We start from the raw sequence: 22,046 nt of genomic DNA on the forward strand, positions 1-22,046 counted from the left end.
CAAAGTGACTTGCGTCGCCTTCTTTGGCGCCAATTCCGTCGTCAAAGGCGATCCGTACAGATTGTCGGACGTCTATCCCCCCAGATGTTCCGATGTTGATTGAGGGTATCTGCGCGAAGTTCTTTGTGCGGATCAAACAGAACAGGATCACATGCAGAAATTGACCGTTTTAACGGCAGCCATTGCTGCCGGCGTAATGACTTTTGCCTTCAGTGCGGCAAACAGCGCACCGCTGAGTCAGCGGGCCGATCAGGGCTTCAGTGCCGCAGCCGGCAAAACCGCCATGCCGAAGGGTGGTGCAAAAGTAGAGAAGACCGCCATCGCGAAAGTGGAAAAAGCGGCCCCGGTAAGGACGAAAAAGCCAGTCTCCGCGAAAAGGCCAACCGCTGCGAGAAAGACAATCGCCAAACAGCATGTGAAGCGTAACCGCAAACGCATCGACCGCATGGCAACGGCGTCAGTCGCTCCGAAGAGCAGGCCAGCGCCCCAGGCGGCGGTTGTCGGCGGCAGCGGACAGTATTCGGCGATCATTGCGCGTTATGCCGCCAGCTATGGCGTGCCGGTGTCGCTCGCCAATGCTGTCATCAAGATCGAAAGCAACTACCAGCCGAACCAGGTCGGCAGCGCCGGCGAGATCGGCCTGATGCAGATCAAGCCGGCGACGGCAAGAATGATGGGCTATAGCGGTTCGGTTCAGGGTCTCTACGATCCCGATACCAACATCAAATACGGCATGAAGTACCTTGCCATGGCGCGGGATCTCGGCGGCGGCACGACCTGCGGCACGATCCTGAAATACAATGCCGGCCACGCCGCCACACGGATGAACCCGGTGTCCGCAGCCTATTGCGGCAAGGTCAAGGTGCAGCTGGCAGCGCTTGGAGCGCCCGCCTGACAAGGGATAACTTGTTTTTTCGTTTGCGTTTTCGGGCCCGAACCCCTTTATACGCCTTGCCAGCTGGCCGGGCGGCCGCAGCCGCGAAGCCGAAAGGCTGCGGGTGAGGAAAGTCCGGGCTCCATGGAGACACGGTGCCGGTTAATGGCCGGCGGGGGCGACCCCAGGGAAAGTGCCACAGAAAGCAAACCGCCACGATCCAATCGTGGCAAGGGTGAAAGGGTGGGGTAAGAGCCCACCGCGCGACTGGCAACAGGAGCGGCACGGTAAACCCCACCGGGAGCAAGACCGAATAGGGACGGTGCGAGGGGAAACCCTCGGGGGCTGTTTCCGGCTCACCGTCCGGGTAGGTTGCGTGAGGCGCATGGCAACATGCGCCCAAGATGAATGGCCGCCGCGTTCTCGCCCCGCAAGGGGCGAGGGCCATACAGAACCCGGCTTACAGGCCAGCTGGCAGTTTTCTACCCATGTCGCGCAAGACAGCGAGGCTGCGGCCGATCGGTTGCTCGATCAAATCGAAGCCCGCTGGCAGCAAGTGGCCACTTATCCCTTCTCAGCTGCGCGCGCGAAGACATCGCGCCCGGCATCCGTCACCTGATCGTCGGCGAATACCTCAACTTGTATCGTGTCGTCGAAGAGGCGACCGAAATCGTTCGCGTCCTCCACGGCCGGCGCAAGATCGACGCCGGCTCAGCCACCGATTGCGTCCAGCGACGCCTCTATCGCCTGCCAAAGCTCTTCCACCGGCTCGCAGCCGACCGACAGGCGAACGAAGCCGGGCGGTACGGCATCTCCCCTTTTTGATCGCCGTTCGGCCGACGTGTGCACGCCGCCGAACGATGTCGCTGCCTGCATCAACGCGCAGTTGTTGATGAAATCCTCGGCCTTGTCCTCCGAGGCGAGCACGAACGAGATGAGAAAGCCGAAGCGCTCCATCTGGGCGCGGGCAAGATTGTGCGATGGGTCGCTCTCCAGTCCCGGAAAGCGCAAGCCGCTGATCGCGCGATGGTTTTTCAGCCGTCGCGCTATCATTTCGGCGGAAGCGCACATGCGGTCGAAGCGCACGTCCAGCGTTTCGAGGCCGCGATGCACCAGCCATGCCTCGAACGGCCCGGGGATAGCGCCCGACGTCTCGCGCCAGTCGGTCACCCTCGAGATAATGTCCGCGTCGCGGCTGGCGACATGGCCGAACAGCACATCGGAATGGCCGTTTGGTGCCTTGGTGTCGGCGGCAATGACGATATCTGCGCCGAGATCGAGCGGGCGCTGGCCGAAAGGCGTCATCGTCGTGTTGTCGACTACAAGCACCGCACCCGCTCTGTGCACGGCCTCGGCGACGGCTGCGATGTCGCATATGTCCAGTCCTGGGTTGGCGGGCGTTTCGACGAACGCAAGCCGATACCTATCGAAGCCGCCGTCGAGGAAGCTCGACGTCGGCCGGACATCGTAGGCAACGCCGAAGGATTTCAGGAAACGGTCTGCCAGCGCTCGCGTCGTATGATAACCGTCCGACGGCAGCAGGATACGGTCGCCGGCTTTGAGCAGGCCGAAAAATACCGCCGAGATGGCAGCCATCCCCGAGGGAAAGGCGACGCATGGGGCGTCTTCCAGATGCGCCAGCATGTGCTCGACCGCATCCCAGGTCGGATTGCTGAAGCGGCCATATTGATCGAAGCCGGTGGCGTCGCCGGGCGCATGAAAGATGGCGGCCATCGTCAGGGGCAAGGGGATCGGGTCGCCCTTGGCCAGCCCGCCGCGGCGCAGATGGGGGAGTGCCGCGGCGCGTGACTTGGCTGTTTCGGACATGATTTCAAACCTCGTTACTGACCGGAAAAGGAGATGCCGAGGCTATGCGCGGCAGCGATCCGCAGCAAGTCGGCTCCGGTTGGGCCACACGGCTCTAAACGCTTCGTTAGGCTTAATAGAGGATAAAGACGGGAGTGCCGTCAAAGCTGCTCTCCCCAGTCGTGGCCGGCGCGTTTTGAAGACTGTTCCCGTTGACGCCCATAACACCCCATGATATCCCATTCCGATACTCAAGCCTTCGTTCCGTGTCAGGGTGAAGCGTACGCCAATCGGGCAGCCGCGGCGGCTGCGCGTTTGCCTGCGTTCGCCCGTCACAACGAAGCGGGTTTTGGACGTCGACCGGGCCGGGGCGGCGCGGACAGGAAGATGCAGAGGGGTGCGGCGGCGCAAGCGGCCGTAACGCGTAATGGACCGGTTTCTGTCGAACGCGGTGAACAGGATCGATGCGAAGGGACGGGTGTCCGTGCCGGCGCATTTCCGTGCCGTTGTGCAGAAACGCGGCTATTCGGAACTTTATGCGCTACGCTGCCTGGATCGCCCGGCGATGGATGTCGGTGGGCTCGACCTGCTCGATCGCTACGAGCAGCGTATCGCCCAGGAAGACCCGTTCCTGCAGACGGCGGACGACATGTCGTTCTTCTGCCATGGCGATGGAACGTTTCTGAAGCTCGACCAGGACGGCCGTATCACGATGAGCGATTTCATTCGCGAGCATACCGGCATTTCAGCGGAAGTGGCCTTCGTTGGCCGCGGCAATTTCTTTCAGATCTGGGAGCCGGGACGGCTCAGCGCCTATGGGACGGAAGCACGCGCCCGGCTTTTGCAGCTTCGGCAGGGGACGAAGCCCGGGGAGCGGCCGGAATGATGGCGGGCGACGGCGATGAAGTTCATGCCGCTGGCGGACCAGCCCGTCACATTCCGGTCCTCCTTGCCGAAGTTCTGGAGGCGCTGGCGCCGACAAAAGGCGAGGTGATCGTCGACGGCACGTTCGGTGCCGGCGGCTACACGAAGGCCATTCTGGCAAGCGGAGCCTCGGTCGTCGCCATCGACCGCGATCCGGATGCGATCGCGGCGGGGCGGGCCCTTGAACAGCAGTCCGGCGGCAAGCTCAGGCTTGTCCAGGCACCGTTCTCGACGCTCGACGAGCAGGTTGAAAGTGCCGATGGCGTCGTGCTCGACATCGGCATCTCCTCCATGCAGATCGACCAGCCGGAGCGCGGCTTTTCATTCCGGGCCGATGGACCGCTCGACATGCGCATGGCGCAGGCGGGCCTGAGCGCTGCCGACGTCGTCAACACCTTCAAGGTGGGCGATCTTGCCCGCATCTTCGGTTTTCTCGGCGAGGAACGCCATGCCGGGCGCATCGCCCGCATGATCGAGAGCCGTCGCGAAAAACGCCGCTTCGAGCGCACGCTCGACCTTGCCGATGCCATCGAGACGCATATCGGTCGCGCGCCGAAAGACAAGATCCATCCGGCCACCCGCGTTTTCCAGGCGCTGCGCATCTTCGTCAATGACGAACTCGGCGAACTGGCCAAGGCACTGTTTGCCGCCGAGCGCGTGCTGAAACCGGGCGGGCGGCTTGTCGTGGTGACCTTCCATTCCCTCGAGGACCGCATCGTCAAGCGCTTCATCGCCGACAGAGCCGATTCAGCGACCGGATCGCGGCACCTGCCCGAGGCGCGGGCGCGCACCGCCACCTTCACCAAGAAGGGCGGCGGCGTGACGCCTGGCGATGCCGAGATAACGGCAAATCCGCGGGCGCGCTCGGCAAGGCTGCGGGCTGCGATCCGTACAGAGGCGCCGGCGCGTGCCGGCGATTTTTCGATTTTCGGCCTGCCAAAACTGCCTGGCCCAAAGCTTCCCGGCGCCGATCGACCGGGAGAGAGGTGAGCACGTGTTTCGTACCAGCGACATAGTCCTGATCGCCGTCATGGTTTCGGCGGCTGCCCTGACCTACAAGACCAAGCGCGAGGCCGAGGAGCAACTGGCGGCAGTGCACAAGATCCAGGCGCAGATCCGTTATGAGGAGGACACGATCGACCTGCTCAAGGCGGACTGGAGCCTGCTTACCCAGCCGTCGCGCCTGCAGAAGCTCACCGAAATCTACAAATCGCAACTCGGACTCGAGCCGGTCAATGCGCGCCAGATCGTCGGGCTGGACGATCTGCCGGCGAAACCCGTCAACATCGAGGACATTTCATCGCAGCGGCTGGGCGGCATGGCCGATATCGGCGGCAAGGATCCCGTGGTGACCGGAGGCATCGTCCAATGATCACCGGATTTCCAATCGCCGCCAGATTTCCAAAGATTGGCAGGCTGCTGAAGCGCGGTTCACAGCCCGGTGCAGGCGGATCGATCGTGGTCGAAGGTGCCCGCAAGGCGACCGGTGGCAAGGGCAGGACCCGCATCGTCATGACCATGGCGGTGTTCTTCGGCATCTATTCGACCATTGCCGGGCGGCTGGTCTATCTGGGTTTCCAGAATCCCGACCTGTCGGGCGGGCCGCAGAGCCGGGTGACGGCATCGCGACCAGACATCGTCGACCGTAACGGCGAAGTGCTGGCGACCGACATCAAGACCGCGTCGCTGTTTGCCGAACCGCGCCGCATCGTCGATGCCGACGAGGCGATCGAAAAGCTGTCGACGGTGCTTCCCGAGATCGACTACGAGCAGACATACAACAAGCTGAAGAGCGGCGCCGGGTTCGTCTGGCTGCAGCGGCAACTGACGCCGAAGCAGCAGGCCGACATCATGCAACTCGGCATCCCCGGATTCGGCTTTCGCACCGAAAAGCGCCGGTTCTATCCGGCCGGCGAAACCTCGTCCTACATTGTCGGCCTCACCAACATCGACAATCAGGGCATCTCCGGCATGGAGAAATACATCGACGAACAAGGCTTGAGCGACCTTCAGGCGTCGGGCCTGGCGGTGGCCAAGGATTTGAAGCCAGTGCAGCTCTCGATCGACCTGCGCGTCCAGCATATCGTGCGCGACGAGGTCGCCACCGGCATGGAAAAGTACCACGCCATCGCGGCGGGCGCCGTCGTGCTCAACGTCAAGACCGGCGAGGTGCTGGCGATGGCGTCGGTTCCGGATTTCGATCCGAACAACCCCTATAACGCGCAGGACAAGGACAGGCTCAACCGTATGTCGGCCGGCCTCTATGAAATGGGGTCGACCTTCAAGAGCTTCACCACCGCTATGGCGCTCGATTCCGGCAAGATAACGCTGCAAAGCCGTTTCGACGCGTCGCGCCCGATCAGGATCGGCCATCAAACCATCCATGATTTCCATGGCAAGGGCCGGGTATTGTCGGTGCCGGAAGTGTTCATCTACTCCTCCAATATCGGCTCTGCCAAGGAAGCCGAAGCGGTTGGCATCGACGGACACCGCGAATTCCTGCATCGCCTGGGAATCCTCGAGAAGATGCAGACCGAACTGCCGGAAGTCGCTCGGCCGACCGAGCCCAAGGTCTGGAAGCAGGTCAATTCGATCACCATCGCCTTCGGCCACGGCGTGTCGACGACTCCGCTACAGACAGCGGTCGGCTGCGCCGCGCTGATGAATGGCGGCTATCTGATGGACCCAACCTTCCTGCCTCGCACGCAGGAGCAGGCGATGGCGGTGGCCAAGAAAGTGGTCAGCGACAAGACGGTCGAGGGCATGCGCTATCTCTATGCACTCAACGCCGAAAAGGGATCCGGTCGCAATGCACGGGTGCCAGGATACCGGGTGGGCGGCAAGACGGGAACGGCGGAGAAGGTCGTCAACGGCCGCTACTCGAAGGAAAAGAATTTCAACGCCTTCGTTGCAGCTTTCCCGATGGACGATCCGCAATACATAGTGCTTACGATCGCCGACGAACCGAAGCCGGAAAAGCCCGGCATGGGTGCTACGGCCGCCTCGAACGCGGGCATCATGGCTGCAAACATCATCCGACGTGCGGCTTCCATGCTTGGCGTGAAGCCAGATTTCAGCCATGAAAATGGTGCAACGCTGGTTTCCTATTAGTGATTCTTGGGGCGCGCCGGCAACTGCGCGCTATTTTGTTGCGATGAACGGGGTTCGATGAAGCTGAAAAATCTAGCCGGTATCCTGCCTGTCGATGGGACAGCTCCCTTCGACATGGAGGTTACAGGGATTTCGTCGGATTCCCGCCAGGTAACAGAGGGCATCGTCTTTTTCGCGCTCACCGGCTCCAAGGCGGATGGCGCAGCCTATGCAGCCGACGCCGCAAGCCGCGGCGCTGCAGCGATCGTGGTCGGCAAGGGGAGTGCGGTCGCCGGGCTGCCAGTTCCGGTTCTTGTCGTAGACGATCCGCGCCTTGCGCTGGCGCAGAGTGCGGCCCGTTATTTCGGCAAGCAACCGCAAACCATGGTCGCGGTGACCGGAACCAGCGGCAAGACCTCGGTCGCCGCATTCACCCGGCAGATATGGGAGCAGGCGGGTTTCGCCGCCGCCTCGATCGGCACGACCGGCGTGGTGGCGCCGGGCCGCAACGAATATGGCTCGCTGACCACGCCGGATCCGGTGGCATTGCACAGGCTGCTCAAGGAGCTGGCGGAGGCCGGCGTCACCCACGCCGCGATGGAAGCGTCCAGCCATGGCCTCGACCAGCGCCGGCTCGACGGCGTCAAGCTTACGGCGGGCGGCTTCACCAATCTCGGCCGCGACCATATGGACTATCATCCGACGGTCGAGGACTATCATCGCGCCAAATTGCGTCTGTTCGACGCGCTGCTGCCGAAGGGCGCGCCGGCCGTCATCTTTGCCGACGACCCGTGGTCGGAGCCGACGATCAAAGCGGCGCATGCAGCGGGACTGAACGTGCTGACGGTCGGACGCCACGGCGATTTCCTGCGGCTGAAGCGGGTCGAGCACGAGCGCCACCGCCAGCGCGCCGAGGTTGAAGCGGACGGCGTTCTCCATGAAGTCGACTTGCCGCTGGCTGGCGACTTCCAGATTGCAAATGCGCTGGTGTCGGCCGGCCTCGCCATTTCGACTGGAACATCTGTTGCCAAAGCCTTGATGGCGCTGGAGAAATTGAAGGGCGCGCCGGGACGGCTCGACCTTGTCGGGACGGCCGCCAACGGGGCGCCCGTCTATGTCGACTATGCTCATAAGCCGGATGCACTGGAAAACGTGCTGGCTTCGGTGCGCCCCTTTACCACCGGCCGCGTCATCGTCGTATTCGGTTGCGGCGGCGACCGCGACCGGGGCAAGCGGCCGATCATGGGCGAGATCGCCACGAGGCTGGCCGATGTCGTCATCGTCACCGACGACAATCCCCGCTCGGAAGTCCCCGAGACGATCCGCGCCGCGATCCTGGCGGCTGCACCGGGGGCGATCGAGATCGGCGACCGGCGCAAGGCCATCCACCAGGCAGTCGGGATGCTTCACGCCGGCGATACGCTGATCGTGGCCGGCAAGGGCCATGAGGAAGGCCAGACCATCGGTGCCGAGACGCTGCATTTTTCCGATCACGAGGAAGTTCGCTCGGCGCTCAGGGAGCAAGCGGCGTGAGCTATCTGTGGACCTCCGAGGCGCTGGTTGCCGCCATGGATGGCCGGCCGCTCGGTCCGATGCCTGAAGGCATCGCCGGCATTTCCATCGACAGCCGCAGCCTGCAGCCGGGAGATGCTTTCTTCGCCATCAAGGGCGAAGCCATGGACGGCCATGATTTCGTCACCGCCGCCATCAAGGCGGGCGCCGGCGTGCTGGTCGTCGCCGAGGGCAAGCTGCCGTCGCTGGGACGGCTGACGGCACCGATGATCGTCGTGGAGGATGTGCTCGTCGCGCTGGAAAAGCTCGGCGTTGCGGCGCGCGCACGCTCAAAGGCGAGGGTGATTGCCGTGACCGGATCGGCGGGCAAGACCACCACCAAGGAAGCCCTGCGCCACGCTCTCTCCGCGGTCGGTACCGTGCATGCATCGGCCCAGTCGTTTAACAATCACTGGGGTGTGCCGCTGACGCTGGCGCGTATGCCGCAGGATTGCGATTTTGCCGTCTTCGAGATCGGCATGAACCATCCGGACGAGATCCGGCCTCTGGTCAAGATGGTCCGGCCGCATGTCGCCATCATCACGCTGATCGCGGCCGCTCACCTCGGCTTCTTCCGCAACCTGGACGAGATTGCCAAGGCCAAGGCGGAGGTTTTCGAAGGACTGGAGCCCGGTGGCGCCGCCCTTCTCAACCGCGACGATGCGCGCTGGAAGCTGCTGGAGAAGATGGCGAAAGAGGCCGGCGTCGAGCATGTTTACGGATTCGGCGAGAATGCCCGGGCGACCTTCAAACTGATCAAATGCGAACTCGATGCCGATCATTCCGTGATAACCGCCAAGATTGGCGGGCATGAGATCGTCGCCAGGATCGGCGCGCCGGGCCGCCATATGGTGCAGAATGTGCTGGCGGTGCTGGGTGCAGCGCATCTGGTCGGAGCCGACGTCACCAGGGTTGCGCAGGCGCTGGCCGATCTTTCGCCCGAACGCGGACGCGGCAAACGCTATATGTTGCGCCACCCCAAGGGGCCGATCACGCTGATCGACGAGAGCTACAACGCCAATCCGGCGTCGATGAGCGCTGCAATGGCGCTGCTCAACACGACGCCGGTGTCGGGTGAGGGCAGGCGCATTGCCGTGCTCGGCGATATGCTCGAGCTCGGCGGCCATTCGGCGAAATTGCATGCCGCCCTTGCCGACCTGATCGTCGGCACCGACACGCGCACGGTTTTTCTCGGCGGCCCGGAAATGCGGGCGCTGGCCGACGTTTTGCCCGGCGAGATCAGGACGGAGTACCGCGCCGTCGCGGAAGATCTGAAACCGGTGCTTCTGTCGGAGTTGAGGCCGGGCGACGTGGTTATGATCAAATCGTCGAAAGGCATAGGCTTCTCAAAGCTGGTCGAGGCATTGCTCGGCAAGTTTCCGGCGGAAGCCACAACCAGCAGACAGACCTAGGATCGGTCCGGGGGACGCAAGCGCATGTTAACACTGCTCGTCGAATTTGCGGACAAGATCTCGGTCTTCAACGTCTTCCGCTACATAACTTTCCGCACCGGCGGGGCGCTGATCACAGCGGCGCTGATCGTGTTCATCTTCGGACCGACCATCATCAATTCGCTGAGGCTGCGGCAAGGCAAGGGACAGCCGATCCGTGCCGACGGGCCGCAGACGCATTTCAAAAAGGCGGGAACGCCGACCATGGGCGGGCTGATGATCCTGTCCGGCATCATCGGTTCGTCACTGCTGTGGGCGAACCTGTCGAGCATCTACGTCTGGGTGGTGATGCTGGTGACGCTGGGGTTCGGCTCGATCGGCTTTTACGACGACTACCTCAAGGTGACGAAGCAATCGCATCTCGGTTTCTCCGGCAAAGCGCGGCTGGGGCTCGAATTTGTCATCGCAGGCATCGCCGCCTGGGTGATCATGCATAACGGCCAGGCGCCGTTCTCGTCATCGTTGACATTCCCTTTTGCCAAGGAGTTTCTCGTCAATCTCGGCTGGTTCTTCATCCCGTTCTCGTGCTTCGTCATCGTCGGCGCCGGCAATGCGGTGAACCTGACCGACGGCCTCGACGGACTGGCGATTGTGCCGATCATGATCGCGGCGGCGTCCTTCGGCGTCATCGCCTATCTCTCCGGCAACGCGGTATTCGCCGAATATCTTCAGATCCATTTCGTGCCCGGTACCGGCGAACTGGCGGTGGTCCTTGGAGCGGTGATCGGCGCCGGTCTCGGTTTCCTCTGGTTCAATGCGCCGCCGGCGGCGATCTTCATGGGCGACACCGGCTCGCTGGCGCTGGGTGGGCTGATCGGCACGGTCGCGGTGGCGACCAAGCACGAGATCGTGCTGGTCATCGTCGGCGGCCTGTTCGTCGTCGAGATATTCTCGGTCATCATCCAGGTCGGCTACTTCAAGATGACCGGCAAGCGCGTCTTCCTGATGGCGCCGATCCACCATCATTTCGAAAAGCTCGGCTGGACCGAAAGCCAGGTGGTGATCCGCTTCTGGATCATCGCTGTCATCCTGGCGCTGGTCGGCCTGTCGACCCTGAAGCTCAGATAGGAGGCCGCTTGATCCCCGCCGCATCCTTTTCAGGCAAGCGCGTTTCGCTCTTCGGGCTCGGCGGCTCGGGGATCGCCACGGCGCGCGCGCTGATCGAAGGCGGCGCAGATGTGCTGGCCTGGGACGACAATCCCGACAGCGTCGCCAAGGCTGGCGCGGTCGGTATTGCAACCGCGGACCTGCGCGGCGCGGACTGGGCGAGGTTTTCCGCCTTCGTGCTGTCGCCCGGCGTGCCGCTGACGCACCCGAAGCCGCACTGGACTGTCGAGCTCGCGCGGGGCTCCGGCGTCGAGATCATAGGCGATATCGAGCTTTTCTGCCGCGAGCGGACGGCGCGGGCGCCGGAAGCACCTTTCATTGCGATCACCGGTACCAACGGCAAGTCGACGACCACGGCATTGACGGCGCACATACTCAAGTCGGCCGGGCGCGACACGCAGATGGGCGGCAATATCGGCCGTGCGGTGATGACGCTCGATCCGCCGCAGCCCGAGCGGCACTATGTGGTTGAGTGCTCTTCCTACCAGATCGACCTTGCCCCCTCGATCAATCCGACGGCCGGCGTCCTGCTCAATCTGACGCCGGACCATCTCGACCGCCATGGCACGATGCAACATTACGCCTCGATCAAGGAGCGGCTGGTGGCCGGCAGCGAGACGGCAATCATCGGCGTCGACGATTCCTGGTGCGCCCAGATCGCGGACCGGCTGGAGCGGGCCGGCCGGCAGGTCATTCGGATTTCCAAGCGCCTGCCACTGACCGACGGTTATTTTGCCGACGGTACGAATTTAATGGAAGCCGTGCACGGCCGCTACAGCCGGGTCGCCTTCCTCGAAGGCATCGGCTCCTTGCGCGGCCAGCACAATGCGCAGAATGCACTGGCCGCCGCCGCCGCCTGCCTCAAGGTCGGGCTCGAACTCGGCGAGATCCAATCCGGACTGGAGAGTTTCCCGGGGCTGGCGCACCGCATGGAGCAGGTCGGCCGCAAAGGGCATGTGCTGTTCGTCAACGATTCCAAGGCGACCAATGCCGATGCCGCTGCACCGGCGCTGTCGAGCTTTGCGCGTATCCATTGGATTGCCGGCGGCCTGCCGAAGGAGGGTGGCATCGAGCCCTTGCGCGGCTTCTTCCCGCGCATCGCCAAGGCCTATCTGATCGGCGAAGCTGCACCGGCCTTTTCGGCGACGCTGGGCGAGGCGGTGCCTTACGAGATCTCAGGCACGTTGGCCGCGGCAGTCGAACACGCCGCCCGTGATGCAGCCAGGGATAGTAGCGGCGAAGCGGTGGTGCTGCTGTCGCCGGCCTGCGCCAGTTTCGACCAGTTCAAGAATTTCGAAGTGCGCGGCGAGGCGTTCAGGCAAGCCGTAACCGCCATTGATGGCGTGATGCCCATCGGAGGGACACGATAATGCAAAGCCGTCTCGACAAAAGCCCGGTTGCGACCTGGTGGTGGACGATCGATCGCTGGTTCCTGGCGGCGTTCCTGTCGCTGATGGGGCTCGGCATCGTTTTGTCCTTCGCCGCAAGCCCGGCGGTAGCCGAGCGCATTGGGCTCGACAGTTTCCACTTCGCGACGCGCCAGATCATCTTCACCATTCCGGCACTTGGGGTGATGCTGGCTGTCTCGTTCCTTGAATCCAGGCAGATCCGGCGCATGGCGCTGGTCATGCTGTGCATCATGCTGTTTCTGATGGTGGCAGTGCTCTATATCGGCGTCGAGGTGAAGGGCGCGCGGCGCTGGGTGTCGCTTGCCGGCCTGTCGATCCAGCCATCCGAGTTCCTGAAACCGGCCTTCGTCATCATCTGCGCCTGGCTGTTCGCCGAGCACAAGCGGCAGCCCGACATTCCCGGCAATCTGTTCGCCATGTTGCTGCTTGCACTGGTTATCTCGCTGCTGGTGGCGCAGCCTGACCTGGGGCAGACTATGCTGGTGCTCGGCACCTGGGGGGTGATGTTCTTCATGGCCGGGTTGCCGTGGCTGTGGATCGTCGCGCTGGGTGCTGCCGGCGTCGGCGGCGTGTTCGCCGCCTATGCGGTGTTCCCGCACGTTGCCGGCCGCATCGACCGCTTCATGACCGGCGAGGGCGACACGTTCCAGGTCGATATGGGCCGCGAGGCGCTGATCAATGGCGGCTGGTTCGGCGTCGGGCCGGGCGAGGGTACCGTCAAGCGGGTCATCCCCGACAGCCACGCCGACTTCGTCTTCTCCGTCGCCGGCGAGGAATTCGGGCTGATCATGTGTTTCTTCATCATGTCCATCTTCGGCTTCATCGTGCTGCGCGGTCTCAACACGGCGCTCAAGGAGCAGGACGATTTCACCCGCTACGCGGTTGGCGGCCTGGTCACGGTCTTCGGACTGCAGTCGGTCATCAACATGGCCGTCAATCTGCAGCTGATGCCGGCCAAGGGCATGACGCTGCCGTTCATCTCCTACGGCGGCTCTTCGCAGATCGCGATCGCCATCTCGATGGGCATGGTGCTGGCGCTGACGCGCAAGCGCCCGGAAAAGCGCAAGCAGCTGGGCTTCATGCCGTCGCCGCGTGCGATGCCGGCGGAGTGAGATGGCGAAGGGGGTCATCCTGCTGGCGGCAGGCGGCACGGGCGGACACCTGTTCCCGGCCGAGGCGTTGGCGCACGAACTGACCAGGCGCGGCTGGACGGTGCATCTGGCGACGGACGAGCGCGCCGAGCGCTTTACCGGACAGTTCCCGGCAGCCGCCATCCATCCGATCCAGTCGGCGACGATGGGGTCGAAAAATCCTTTTGCCGTGCTCGCCGCGTTTTGGAAAATCTGGCGCGGCGTGCGGCAGGCATCGGCCGTCATCGCCAGCATCAAGCCCGCCATCGTGGTCGGCTTCGGCGGTTATCCGACACTGCCGCCGCTTTACGCGGCGACCCGGCGCAAGGTGCCGACGCTGATCCACGAGCAGAATGCGGTGATGGGCCGCGCCAACCGCGCGCTTGCCGGCCGCGTCGACGCCATTGCCGGTGGGTTCCTGCCTGAAGACAGCAGTGCCGCAGGCGCCAAGACGGTGACCACCGGCAATCCGGTCAGACCGCAAGTGCTGGAGGCGGCGAAGACACCTTATGCCGCATCGGCCGGCGAAGAGCCGTTCCGATTGCTGGTGTTTGGCGGCAGCCAAGGCGCGCAGTTCTTTTCCGACGCGGTGCCGGCGGCAATCGCCCGGCTTTCCGACGCACAGCGCAGGCGGCTGGCGATCACACAGCAGGCGCGCGCCGACGATGTGACGCGGGTGAAAGCCGCCTATGCCGCACTTGGCATTGGGGCCGAGGTGTCGCCGTTCTTCACCGACATGGCAAAGCGGCTGGCGGCGGCGCATCTGGTGATGTCGCGCTCCGGCGCATCGACCGTATCGGAAATCGCGGTGATCGGCCGGCCGGCGCTGCTGGTGCCCTATCCGCACGCGCTCGACCACGACCAGGCGGCGAATGCGGCGGCCCTTGCGGCAGCGGGCGGCGCCGAGGTGCATCCGCAATCCACGCTTTCGCCCGAGCACATTGCTGCGTTGATCGGGGCCTTGATGGATGATCCGGGCAGGGCGGCGACAATGGCCGCGGCGGCGAAATCATCCGGAAAACCGGATGCCGCGCGGTTGCTCGCCGATCTGACAGAGGCTATTGCGTCCAGGAAATCCGTTTCGGAATTCAGGAAGGAGACGCACGAATGAAGATGCCACAGACGATCGGCCTCGTGCATTTCATCGGCATTGGCGGCATCGGCATGAGCGGCATCGCCGAGGTGCTGCACAATCTCGGCTACAAGGTGCAAGGGTCCGACCAGGCCGACAGCGCCAATGTGCAGCGGCTGCGCGACAAGGGCATCGAATGCTTCGTCGGCCACCAGGCCGAAAACCTCGGCGAGGCCGAGGTGGTCGTCGTCTCCACCGCAATCAAGAAATCCAATCCGGAACTGAAGGCGGCGAGAGAGAAGTTGCTGCCGATCGTGCGGCGCGCCGAAATGCTAGCCGAGTTGATGCGGTTCCGCCAAGCGGTCGCGATCGGCGGCACGCATGGCAAGACGACGACGACTTCGATGGTGGCGACGCTACTCGAAGCCGGCGGGCTCGACCCGACGGTGATCAATGGCGGCATCATCAATGCCTATGGCACCAATGCCCGCATGGGCGACGGCGAATGGATGGTGGTCGAGGCCGACGAGAGCGACGGCACCTTCCTCAGGCTGCCGGCCGAGATTGCCGTCGTCACCAATATCGACCCCGAGCATCTCGATCATTACGGCTCCTTCGACAAAGTGCGCGAGGCGTTTCGTCAGTTCGTCGAGAATGTGCCGTTCTACGGCTTCGGCGTGATGTGCACCGACCATCCCGAGGTGCAGGCGCTGGTCGCCCGCATCGAGGACCGGCGCGTCATCACCTATGGCGAAAATGCGCAGGCCGACGTGCGCTTCACCAATCACCGCATGGACGGCCCGACCTCGGAATTCGACGTGGTGATCCGCGATCGCAAGACGCACGGCCAGATAACGATATCAGGTCTGCGGCTACCCATGCCCGGACGTCACAATGTCTCCAATGCGACGGCGGCGATTGCCGTCGCGCATGAGCTCGGCCTTTCGGCTGAGGCAATCAAGAAGGGCCTGTCGTCCTTCGCCGGCGTCAAGCGGCGTTTCACCCATACCGGTTCGTGGAACGGTGTCGATGTGTTCGACGATTACGGTCATCATCCAGTCGAGATCACGGCGGTACTGAAGGCCGCGCGCAGCGCCACCAAGGGCCGCATCATCGCCGTTACCCAACCGCATCGCTTCACCCGGCTGCGCGATCTGTTCGACGAGTTTTCCGTCTGCTTCAACGACGCCGATACGGTAATGGTGGCGCCCGTCTATGCGGCCGGCGAGGAACCGATCGACGGCGTTACGTCCGACGCACTGGTGTCGCGCATCCGCTCCGGCGGCCATCGCGACGCACGCTACATCGAAGGTCCGGCGGCGATCGGGCCGATCGTTCGCGAGGTGGCGAAGCCGGGCGATTTCGTCGTTTTCCTCGGCGCCGGCAACATCACCCAATGGGCCTATGCGCTGCCCAGGGAACTCGGCGGGACCATCTCATGATGCGCGGCCAGGCGTTGATCGAGAAGCTTGGCGACCGGCTTGCCGGACTGCGCGGCCGCATCACGCCCAATGCCGAGATGGACAAGATCACCTGGTTCCGAGCCGGCGGGCTCGCCGACGCATTGTTCCAGCCGGCCGACGAGGACGATCTTGCCGCGTTCCTGAAGGCGGTGCCCGAGGAAATACCACTGACCATCGTCGGCGTCGGCTCGAACCTGCTTGTCCGTGACGGCGGCGTTGCGGGCTTCGTCATCCGGCTTTCGGCCAAAGGCTTTGGCGAGACCGAAGTGATTGCGCCGACCATGATCAAGGCGGGCGCCGCAACGCCCGACAAGCGTCTTGCGGCCGTTGCCTACGAGGCCGGCATTGGTGGCTTTCACTTTTACCACGGCATTCCCGGCGCCATTGGCGGAGCGCTGAGGATGAACGCCGGCGCCAATGGCGTCGAGACACGCGAGCGTGTGGTCGAGGTGCGGGCACTCGACCGCAAGGGCAATGTTCATACGCTGAGCAATGCCGACATGGGCTATGCCTATCGCCATTCAGCGGCGCCGTCGGGGCTGATCTTCACATCGGCGCTGCTCGAAGGCGTTCCAGAGGATAAGGCGGCGATCAAGGCCGCGATGGATGCTGTCCAGAACCATCGCGAGACCGTGCAGCCGATCCGCGAAAAAACCGGAGGCTCGACCTTCAAGAATCCCGAGGGCACCTCGGCCTGGAAGGAAATCGACAAGGCCGGCTGCCGCGGCCTGATGGTCGGCGGGGCGCAGATGTCGCCGATGCATTGCAACTTCATGATCAACACCGGAACCGCCACCGGGTACGAGCTTGAATATCTCGGTGAGACGGTGCGTGCGCGCGTGCTCGAAAAATCGGGCATCCGGCTGCAGTGGGAGATCAAGCGCATCGGTAATTTTCGGCCGGGCCATGCGGTCCAGGAATTTCTTGGGCAGTTGCTTTAGGCAAGTCGACCGCCGTTGCTTTTCGGACTCATGAATTCACATTTTGCTGCCGTTTTTGCGGAAAGTGAATCCATCGGAATCGTAAGCACTTGCCAGCGAATCAACTCTCTGATTCTCTGCCCTGAAGCGTTTCCTGATTTGAGTCGTTTCGACGCGTTGCTCGCGTTTCCGTCTGGGGGGCAACCTGCCGGGAGACTCGGACTCAATGTTGCGGAAACACGGAGCGAAGTTGCTCGGAGTGTGAGTGTGCGCGATGTTTTTCGGGTCATGCACGATAGTGCGGGCCTGCTGTGAGAGGAAATAACGGGGAATGACAAGCAAGCACGTGGCCGTCCTTCTGGGAGGATTCTCGTCCGAGCGGCCCGTGTCCCTGTCGTCGGGCAAAGCCTGTGCCGATGCGCTCGAGGGAGAGGGCTACCAGGTCACCCGCGTCGACGTCTCGCGCGACATCGGCTCGGTGCTCAGCGCGCTCAAGCCTGACGTCGTCTTCAACGCACTGCACGGCCCTTTCGGCGAGGACGGCACCATCCAGGGCATCCTCGAGTACCTCGCCATTCCGTACACCCATTCGGGCGTGCTTGCCTCGGCGCTCGCGATGAACAAGGAACAGGCCAAGAAGGTCGCCAAGGCGGCCGGCATTCCGGTGGCGGAATCGAAGGTGGCCAATCGCTTCGCCATCCAGAACAAGCACCCGATGAAGCCGCCCTATGTGGTCAAGCCGGTCAACGAAGGGTCGAGCTTCGGTGTCGTCATCGTGCATGAAGGTCAGTCGCATCCGCCGCAGATCATCGGCTCGTCCGAGTGGAGATACGGCGATACGGTCATGGTCGAGCGTTATGTGCACGGGCGGGAATTGACCTGCGCGGTGATGGGCGATGTGGCGCTCGGTGTCTGCGAGATCATCCCGACCGGCCATTCCTTCTACGACTATGATTCAAAATACGTCGCGGGAGGATCAAAACACGAATGCCCGGCAAAACTTTCACCGAATATTTACCAAAAAATACAGACACTGGCACTCAAGGCTCATCAAGCTATCGGCTGTCGGGGCGTTTCCCGATCGGACTTCCGTTATGACGATCGTCACTCCGAAAACGGCGAAATTGTCTGGCTCGAGGTCAACACCCAGCCGGGCATGACGCCGACGTCTTTGGTGCCGGAAATCGCCGCGCAAGCGGGACACTCGTTCGGCGATTTGTTGAGTTGGATGGTGGAGGACGCTTCGTGTCTGCGTTGAAGTGGGGACAGGGCAGGGGGAAGGGCGCGGCCGGGCCGGCGCTGTTCGGCATGCCGTTGTCGTTCGACCATTTCGTGCTGCCGCGCCTGCTCCGCCGGCCGGTGCGCGTGCTGGCGCGCCTCGGCGAAGGCGACTTCGAGGCGCCGCCCTATTGCGCTGCCATGCTGTCGGCGGCACTGCTTGTTTCGAGTAGTGCCTATGGCGCCTATCTCGGCGGACATGCCGACGCCATCGTCCAGAGTGTCACCGCCCGCACCGGCTTTGCCGTCGACCAGGTCAAGGTCGTCGGCAACCGCGAAACTTCCGAGATCGATATTCTCGACAGGCTGGAACTCGACGGCTGGACCTCGCTGATCGGCTTCGATGCCGAAGCCGCGCGCGAACGCATCACCACGCTACCCTGGGTCGAAGCCGCGGCAGTGCGCAAGGTCTACCCGCATACGCTGGAAGTGCGCGTCGAGGAGCGCGAGCCGTTCGCGCTGTGGCAGCAAGGCAGCGCGCTTTCGGTCATCGAGAAATCCGGCGCCGTCATTGCGCCGTTCTCCGGCGGCAAGCAGATATTGCTGCCGCTGATCATCGGCACCGGCGCACCGGCCAAAGCGCCGGATTTCCTGGCGAAGATCAAGAACTATCCGGAGCTCGCCGCGCGGATCAAGGGCTATATCCGCATCGGCGAACGGCGCTGGGATCTCAAGCTTGAAAACGGCATCACGATCAAACTTCCCGAAGACGGCGAGGACCAGGCGATTGCCGACCTGGTCAGGATGGACCACGAGAACGGGCTTTTGACGCGCGACATCGCCGCCGTCGACATGCGCCTTTCCGATCGTCTGGTCGTCCAGCTGACGCCGGAGGCGGCGATACAGCGCCAGGCCGCGCTCAACGAAAAGCCCAAGATGCTGAAGCGCAAGCCGGAGACGAAGATATGAGCTGGCTTGGCGGCAATAGCGATGCTTCGGCGCGCCGGTCGGGCATCTTGACGGTGCTGGATGTCGGCTCCAGCAAGGTCTGCTGCGTGGTGGCCAAGCTCAAGCCGCGCGACGATGGCAAGCTGCTGCGCGGACGCTCGCATCGCGTCCAGGTGATCGGCATCGGCCACCAGAAATCGCAAGGCGTGAAATCGGGCGTCGTCATCGATCTCGACCGCGCCGAGCACGCCATCCGTCTTGCCGTCGACGCCGCCGAACGCATGGCGGGACTGACGGTCGATTCGCTGATCGTCAACATGACTGCCGGCCGGCTGAAGAGCGAGGCTTTTTCGGCGACTATCAATCTCGGCGGCCATGAGGCCGACGAGGCCGACATCAAGCGCGTGCTTGCCGCCGGCGCCAAGCAGGCGCTGCGGGCCGAGCGCGAGGTGATCCATTCGCTTCCCGTAGCCTTTTCTCTGGATGCAGAGCGCGGTGTGCGCGATCCGCGCGGCATGGTTGGCGACCAGCTTGGCGTCGACATGCACGTGCTGACGGGCGACGCGGCGCCTTTGCGCAATCTTGAGCTCTGCATCAACCGCTCGCATCTGTCGGTCGAGCGCATGGTGGCGACGCCTTATGCCAGCGGGCTTGCCGCGCTGGTCGACGACGAACTCGAAATGGGCGCGGCCTGCATCGACATGGGCGGCGGCACGACGACGATCTCGGTATTTTCGGAAGGCAAGTTCGTCCACGGCGACGCCATCGCGATCGGCGGCAACCACGTCACGCTAGATATGGCCAAGGGCCTGTCGACCTCGCTCGATGCCGCCGAAAGGCTGAAAGTGATGCATGGCTCGGCGCTGCCTGGCAGTGCCGACGACCGCGACCTGGTTTCCATCCATCCGATCGGCGAGGACGGCGAGGTGCCGTTGCAGATCCCGCGCTCGGTGATGACGCGCATCATCCGCGCCCGCATCGACGAGACGCTGGAATTGCTGCGCGACCGGCTGAACAAGTCCGGCTACGGCAATGCCGTCGGCAAGCGTGTGGTGCTGACCGGCGGCGCCAGCCAGCTTGCCGGCCTGCCCGAAGCAGCACGCCGCATTCTCGGCCGCAATGTGCGCATTGGCCGCCCGCTTGGCGTGGCAGGCCTGCCCGAGGCGGCCAAGGGGCCGGCTTTTTCGACGCCCGTCGGGCTTCTGATCTACCCGCAGATGGCGAGCTTCGAGAGCCGCCCGGCGAAGGGAATTTCCGGTCTTCGGATGACCGGAACAGGCGGAAAACTGCATCGAATGAGTCAGTGGTTGAGAGACAGTTTTTAATTTGACGGGGACAGCCCCATAGGCGGCCGCGGCGGCGAAGCGGCGGGAAAGGCAAAGGACGAAGACAATGACCATCAATCTGCAGAAGCCGGACATCACCGAGCTCAAGCCGCGCATCACCGTGTTCGGTGTCGGCGGCGGCGGCGGCAATGCCGTCAACAACATGATCACCGCCGGCTTGCGCGGCGTCGAATTCGTGGTGGCCAACACCGACGCACAGGCACTGACGATGTCGAAGGCCGAGCGGCTGATCCAGCTCGGCGCGCATGTCACCGAGGGTCTCGGCGCCGGATCGCAGCCTGAAGTCGGGCGCGCGGCGGCGGAAGAGTGCATCGACGAGATCATCGATCATCTCTCCAACACGCATATGTGCTTCGTCACTGCCGGCATGGGCGGCGGCACCGGCACCGGGGCGGCTCCCGTCGTTGCCCGCGCTGCCCGCGAAAAGGGTATCCTTACCGTCGGCGTCGTCACCAAGCCGTTCCACTTCGAAGGCCAGCGCCGCATGAAGACGGCCGACATGGGTATCGAGGAACTACAGAAATGCGTCGATACCCTGATCGTCATTCCCAACCAGAACCTGTTCCGGCTGGCCAATGACAAGACCACCTTCGCCGATGCCTTCGCCATGGCCGACCAGGTGCTCTATTCGGGCGTTGCCTGCATTACCGACCTGATGGTCAAGGAAGGCCTGATCAATCTCGACTTCGCCGACGTCCGCTCGGTCATGCGCGAAATGGGCAAGGCGATGATGGGAACCGGCGAGGCTTCGGGCGAGGGCCGCGCAATGGCCGCGGCTGAAGCCGCCATCGCCAACCCGCTGCTCGACGAGACCTCGATGAAGGGCGCCAAGGGCCTGCTGATCTCGATCACCGGCGGCCGCGACCTGACCCTGTTCGAAGTCGATGAGGCCGCAACCCGCATTCGCGAAGAGGTCGATCAGGACGCCAACATCATTCTGGGCGCCACCTTCGACGAGGAACTCGAAGGCGTTATCCGCGTGTCGGTGGTCGCCACCGGCATCGACAAATCGGCGGCCGAAATCGCTGCCGCGCCGATCGCCATCCGCGCGGCTCCGCCGAAGCCGGTCAGCCGCCCGGCGGCCCAGGTCACGGAAATGCGCCCGGCGCCTGTCCAGCAACCGATCTATGAACCACGTGCTGCCGATCCGGTCGCCGAGGCCATTCAGCTCGCCGAGGCGAATGCGGCAGCGATGGCGCAGGCCCGCCCGGCACCGGTCGCCCATGCGGAAGACTTCCGTCCGCAGAGCAAGATCTTCCAGGCGCCTCCCGCTCAGCCGCAGCCAATGATGCAGCCGGCGGTTCAGCAAGCGATGCAGCCCGCTCCGCATCGTGAAATGCCGCAGCCGGTTGCCGCGGCACCCCAGCGCATGCCGCGGGTCGAGGATTTCCCGCCGCAGGTGAAGGCCGAAGTGGAAGCCAAGGCCCGCCCGGCCGACCACGAGAACAGCGGCCCGATGGGCTTGCTCAAGCGCCTGACCAACGGCTTGACCCGCCGCGAAGAGGAACCTGCAAGACTGCAGCCGGCGCAGCCTCGCGAACCGAAACTGCGCCAGGCGCCGGCGGAAGTGCGCCGCCTAGCCAGCCAGGATCCGCAGCTTTACGCACCGCGTCGCGGCCAGCTGGATGAGCAGGGCCGCCTGACGCCGCAGAGCCGGGCTGTCCAGGAAGACGATCAGTTGGAGATTCCCGCCTTCCTGCGCCGACAGGCCAATTGATCTGTTAACGGTTCGTAACA

Annotated in this window: 18 protein-coding genes and 1 other RNA gene; 18 read left to right on the top strand and 1 reads right to left on the bottom strand. The window is 63.6% G+C overall.

Features of this window, described 5'->3' with window-relative positions; translation table 11 throughout:
* Positions 1 to 151: 151 nt before the first annotated feature.
* Together NKJ12_RS14830 and rnpB are read left to right on the top strand one after the other, a co-directional pair.
* Positions 152 to 895: a lytic transglycosylase domain-containing protein gene (locus NKJ12_RS14830; protein ID WP_352703469.1), complete on the top strand. Its 744-nt coding sequence runs from the start codon at positions 152 to 154 to the stop codon at positions 893 to 895.
* Positions 896 to 954: 59 nt separating this feature from the next.
* Positions 955 to 1,353: RNase P RNA component class A (rnpB, locus tag NKJ12_RS14835), an RNA gene on the top strand.
* Between the two features lie 232 nt (positions 1,354 to 1,585).
* Here the strand turns inward: rnpB and NKJ12_RS14840 are convergent.
* Positions 1,586 to 2,701 (bottom strand): cystathionine gamma-lyase, encoded by a 1,116-nt coding sequence (locus tag NKJ12_RS14840; protein ID WP_352703471.1) that lies wholly within the window; start codon positions 2,699 to 2,701, stop codon positions 1,586 to 1,588.
* 406 nt (positions 2,702 to 3,107) lie between these two features.
* On the opposite strand from NKJ12_RS14840, the gene mraZ reads away from it, so the two are divergent.
* The 16 genes from mraZ (at position 3,108) to ftsZ (ending at position 22,026) form a co-directional block, all read left to right on the top strand.
* A complete protein-coding gene (gene mraZ, locus NKJ12_RS14845) occupies positions 3,108 to 3,566 on the top strand; it encodes a division/cell wall cluster transcriptional repressor MraZ (RefSeq protein ID WP_254818997.1) in 459 nt (152 codons plus the stop codon).
* On the top strand, positions 3,563 to 4,594 hold the full coding sequence (gene rsmH / locus NKJ12_RS14850; protein WP_352703473.1) for a 16S rRNA (cytosine(1402)-N(4))-methyltransferase RsmH: 1,032 nt from the start codon (positions 3,563 to 3,565) through the stop codon (positions 4,592 to 4,594). The genes mraZ and rsmH overlap by 4 nt, the downstream gene beginning before the upstream one ends.
* 4 nt (positions 4,595 to 4,598) lie before the next feature.
* Complete coding sequence (ftsL, locus tag NKJ12_RS14855; RefSeq protein WP_352703475.1) at positions 4,599 to 4,976, top strand: cell division protein FtsL; 378 nt, start codon at positions 4,599 to 4,601, stop codon at positions 4,974 to 4,976.
* The gene (locus NKJ12_RS14860) at positions 4,973 to 6,715 is read left to right on the top strand and encodes a peptidoglycan D,D-transpeptidase FtsI family protein (RefSeq protein WP_352703477.1); all 1,743 of its coding nucleotides are present in this window, start codon (positions 4,973 to 4,975) and stop codon (positions 6,713 to 6,715) included. Before ftsL ends, NKJ12_RS14860 begins: the two co-directional genes overlap by 4 nt.
* A 57-nt stretch (positions 6,716 to 6,772) precedes the next feature.
* Positions 6,773 to 8,227, top strand: coding sequence for a UDP-N-acetylmuramoyl-L-alanyl-D-glutamate--2,6-diaminopimelate ligase (locus tag NKJ12_RS14865; RefSeq protein WP_352687570.1), 1,455 nt, complete (start codon positions 6,773 to 6,775; stop codon positions 8,225 to 8,227).
* Positions 8,224 to 9,657: a UDP-N-acetylmuramoylalanyl-D-glutamyl-2,6-diaminopimelate--D-alanyl-D-alanine ligase gene (locus tag NKJ12_RS14870; RefSeq protein WP_352703479.1), complete on the top strand. Its 1,434-nt coding sequence runs from the start codon at positions 8,224 to 8,226 to the stop codon at positions 9,655 to 9,657. Before NKJ12_RS14865 ends, NKJ12_RS14870 begins: the two co-directional genes overlap by 4 nt.
* Positions 9,658 to 9,681: 24 nt before the next feature.
* Positions 9,682 to 10,764, top strand: coding sequence for a phospho-N-acetylmuramoyl-pentapeptide-transferase (gene mraY / locus NKJ12_RS14875; protein ID WP_352687574.1), 1,083 nt, complete (start codon positions 9,682 to 9,684; stop codon positions 10,762 to 10,764).
* 8 nt (positions 10,765 to 10,772) lie between these two features.
* The gene (murD, locus tag NKJ12_RS14880; protein ID WP_352475373.1) at positions 10,773 to 12,173 is read left to right on the top strand and encodes a UDP-N-acetylmuramoyl-L-alanine--D-glutamate ligase; all 1,401 of its coding nucleotides are present in this window, start codon (positions 10,773 to 10,775) and stop codon (positions 12,171 to 12,173) included.
* Positions 12,173 to 13,324, top strand: a complete 1,152-nt coding sequence (gene ftsW, locus NKJ12_RS14885) for a putative lipid II flippase FtsW (RefSeq protein ID WP_023676765.1) — start codon at positions 12,173 to 12,175, stop codon at positions 13,322 to 13,324. The genes murD and ftsW overlap by 1 nt, the downstream gene beginning before the upstream one ends.
* A gap of 1 nt (position 13,325) precedes the next feature.
* Positions 13,326 to 14,453 carry an undecaprenyldiphospho-muramoylpentapeptide beta-N-acetylglucosaminyltransferase gene (gene murG / locus NKJ12_RS14890; RefSeq protein ID WP_352505599.1) on the top strand — a complete coding sequence of 376 codons (1,128 nt, stop codon included), beginning with the start codon at positions 13,326 to 13,328 and terminating at the stop codon, positions 14,451 to 14,453.
* Entirely contained in the window at positions 14,450 to 15,856 is a 1,407-nt protein-coding gene (gene murC / locus NKJ12_RS14895; protein WP_254818988.1) for a UDP-N-acetylmuramate--L-alanine ligase, read from the top strand. The genes murG and murC overlap by 4 nt, the downstream gene beginning before the upstream one ends.
* Positions 15,853 to 16,818 (top strand): UDP-N-acetylmuramate dehydrogenase, encoded by a 966-nt coding sequence (gene murB, locus NKJ12_RS14900; RefSeq protein ID WP_352687580.1) that lies wholly within the window; start codon positions 15,853 to 15,855, stop codon positions 16,816 to 16,818. Before murC ends, murB begins: the two co-directional genes overlap by 4 nt.
* Before the next feature lie 310 nt (positions 16,819 to 17,128).
* Positions 17,129 to 18,055 (top strand): D-alanine--D-alanine ligase, encoded by a 927-nt coding sequence (locus tag NKJ12_RS14905; RefSeq protein WP_254818986.1) that lies wholly within the window; start codon positions 17,129 to 17,131, stop codon positions 18,053 to 18,055.
* On the top strand, positions 18,043 to 18,984 hold the full coding sequence (locus tag NKJ12_RS14910; protein WP_352703483.1) for a cell division protein FtsQ/DivIB: 942 nt from the start codon (positions 18,043 to 18,045) through the stop codon (positions 18,982 to 18,984). Before NKJ12_RS14905 ends, NKJ12_RS14910 begins: the two co-directional genes overlap by 13 nt.
* Entirely contained in the window at positions 18,981 to 20,288 is a 1,308-nt protein-coding gene (gene ftsA, locus NKJ12_RS14915) for a cell division protein FtsA (RefSeq protein WP_352703485.1), read from the top strand. Before NKJ12_RS14910 ends, ftsA begins: the two co-directional genes overlap by 4 nt.
* 67 nt (positions 20,289 to 20,355) lie before the next feature.
* Positions 20,356 to 22,026, top strand: coding sequence for a cell division protein FtsZ (gene ftsZ, locus NKJ12_RS14920; protein ID WP_254818983.1), 1,671 nt, complete (start codon positions 20,356 to 20,358; stop codon positions 22,024 to 22,026).
* The last annotated feature ends 20 nt before the right edge of the window (positions 22,027 to 22,046 follow it).

It is taken from the genome of Mesorhizobium sp. M0195, from assembly GCF_040322115.1.
GTDB lineage: Bacteria > Pseudomonadota > Alphaproteobacteria > Rhizobiales > Rhizobiaceae > Mesorhizobium.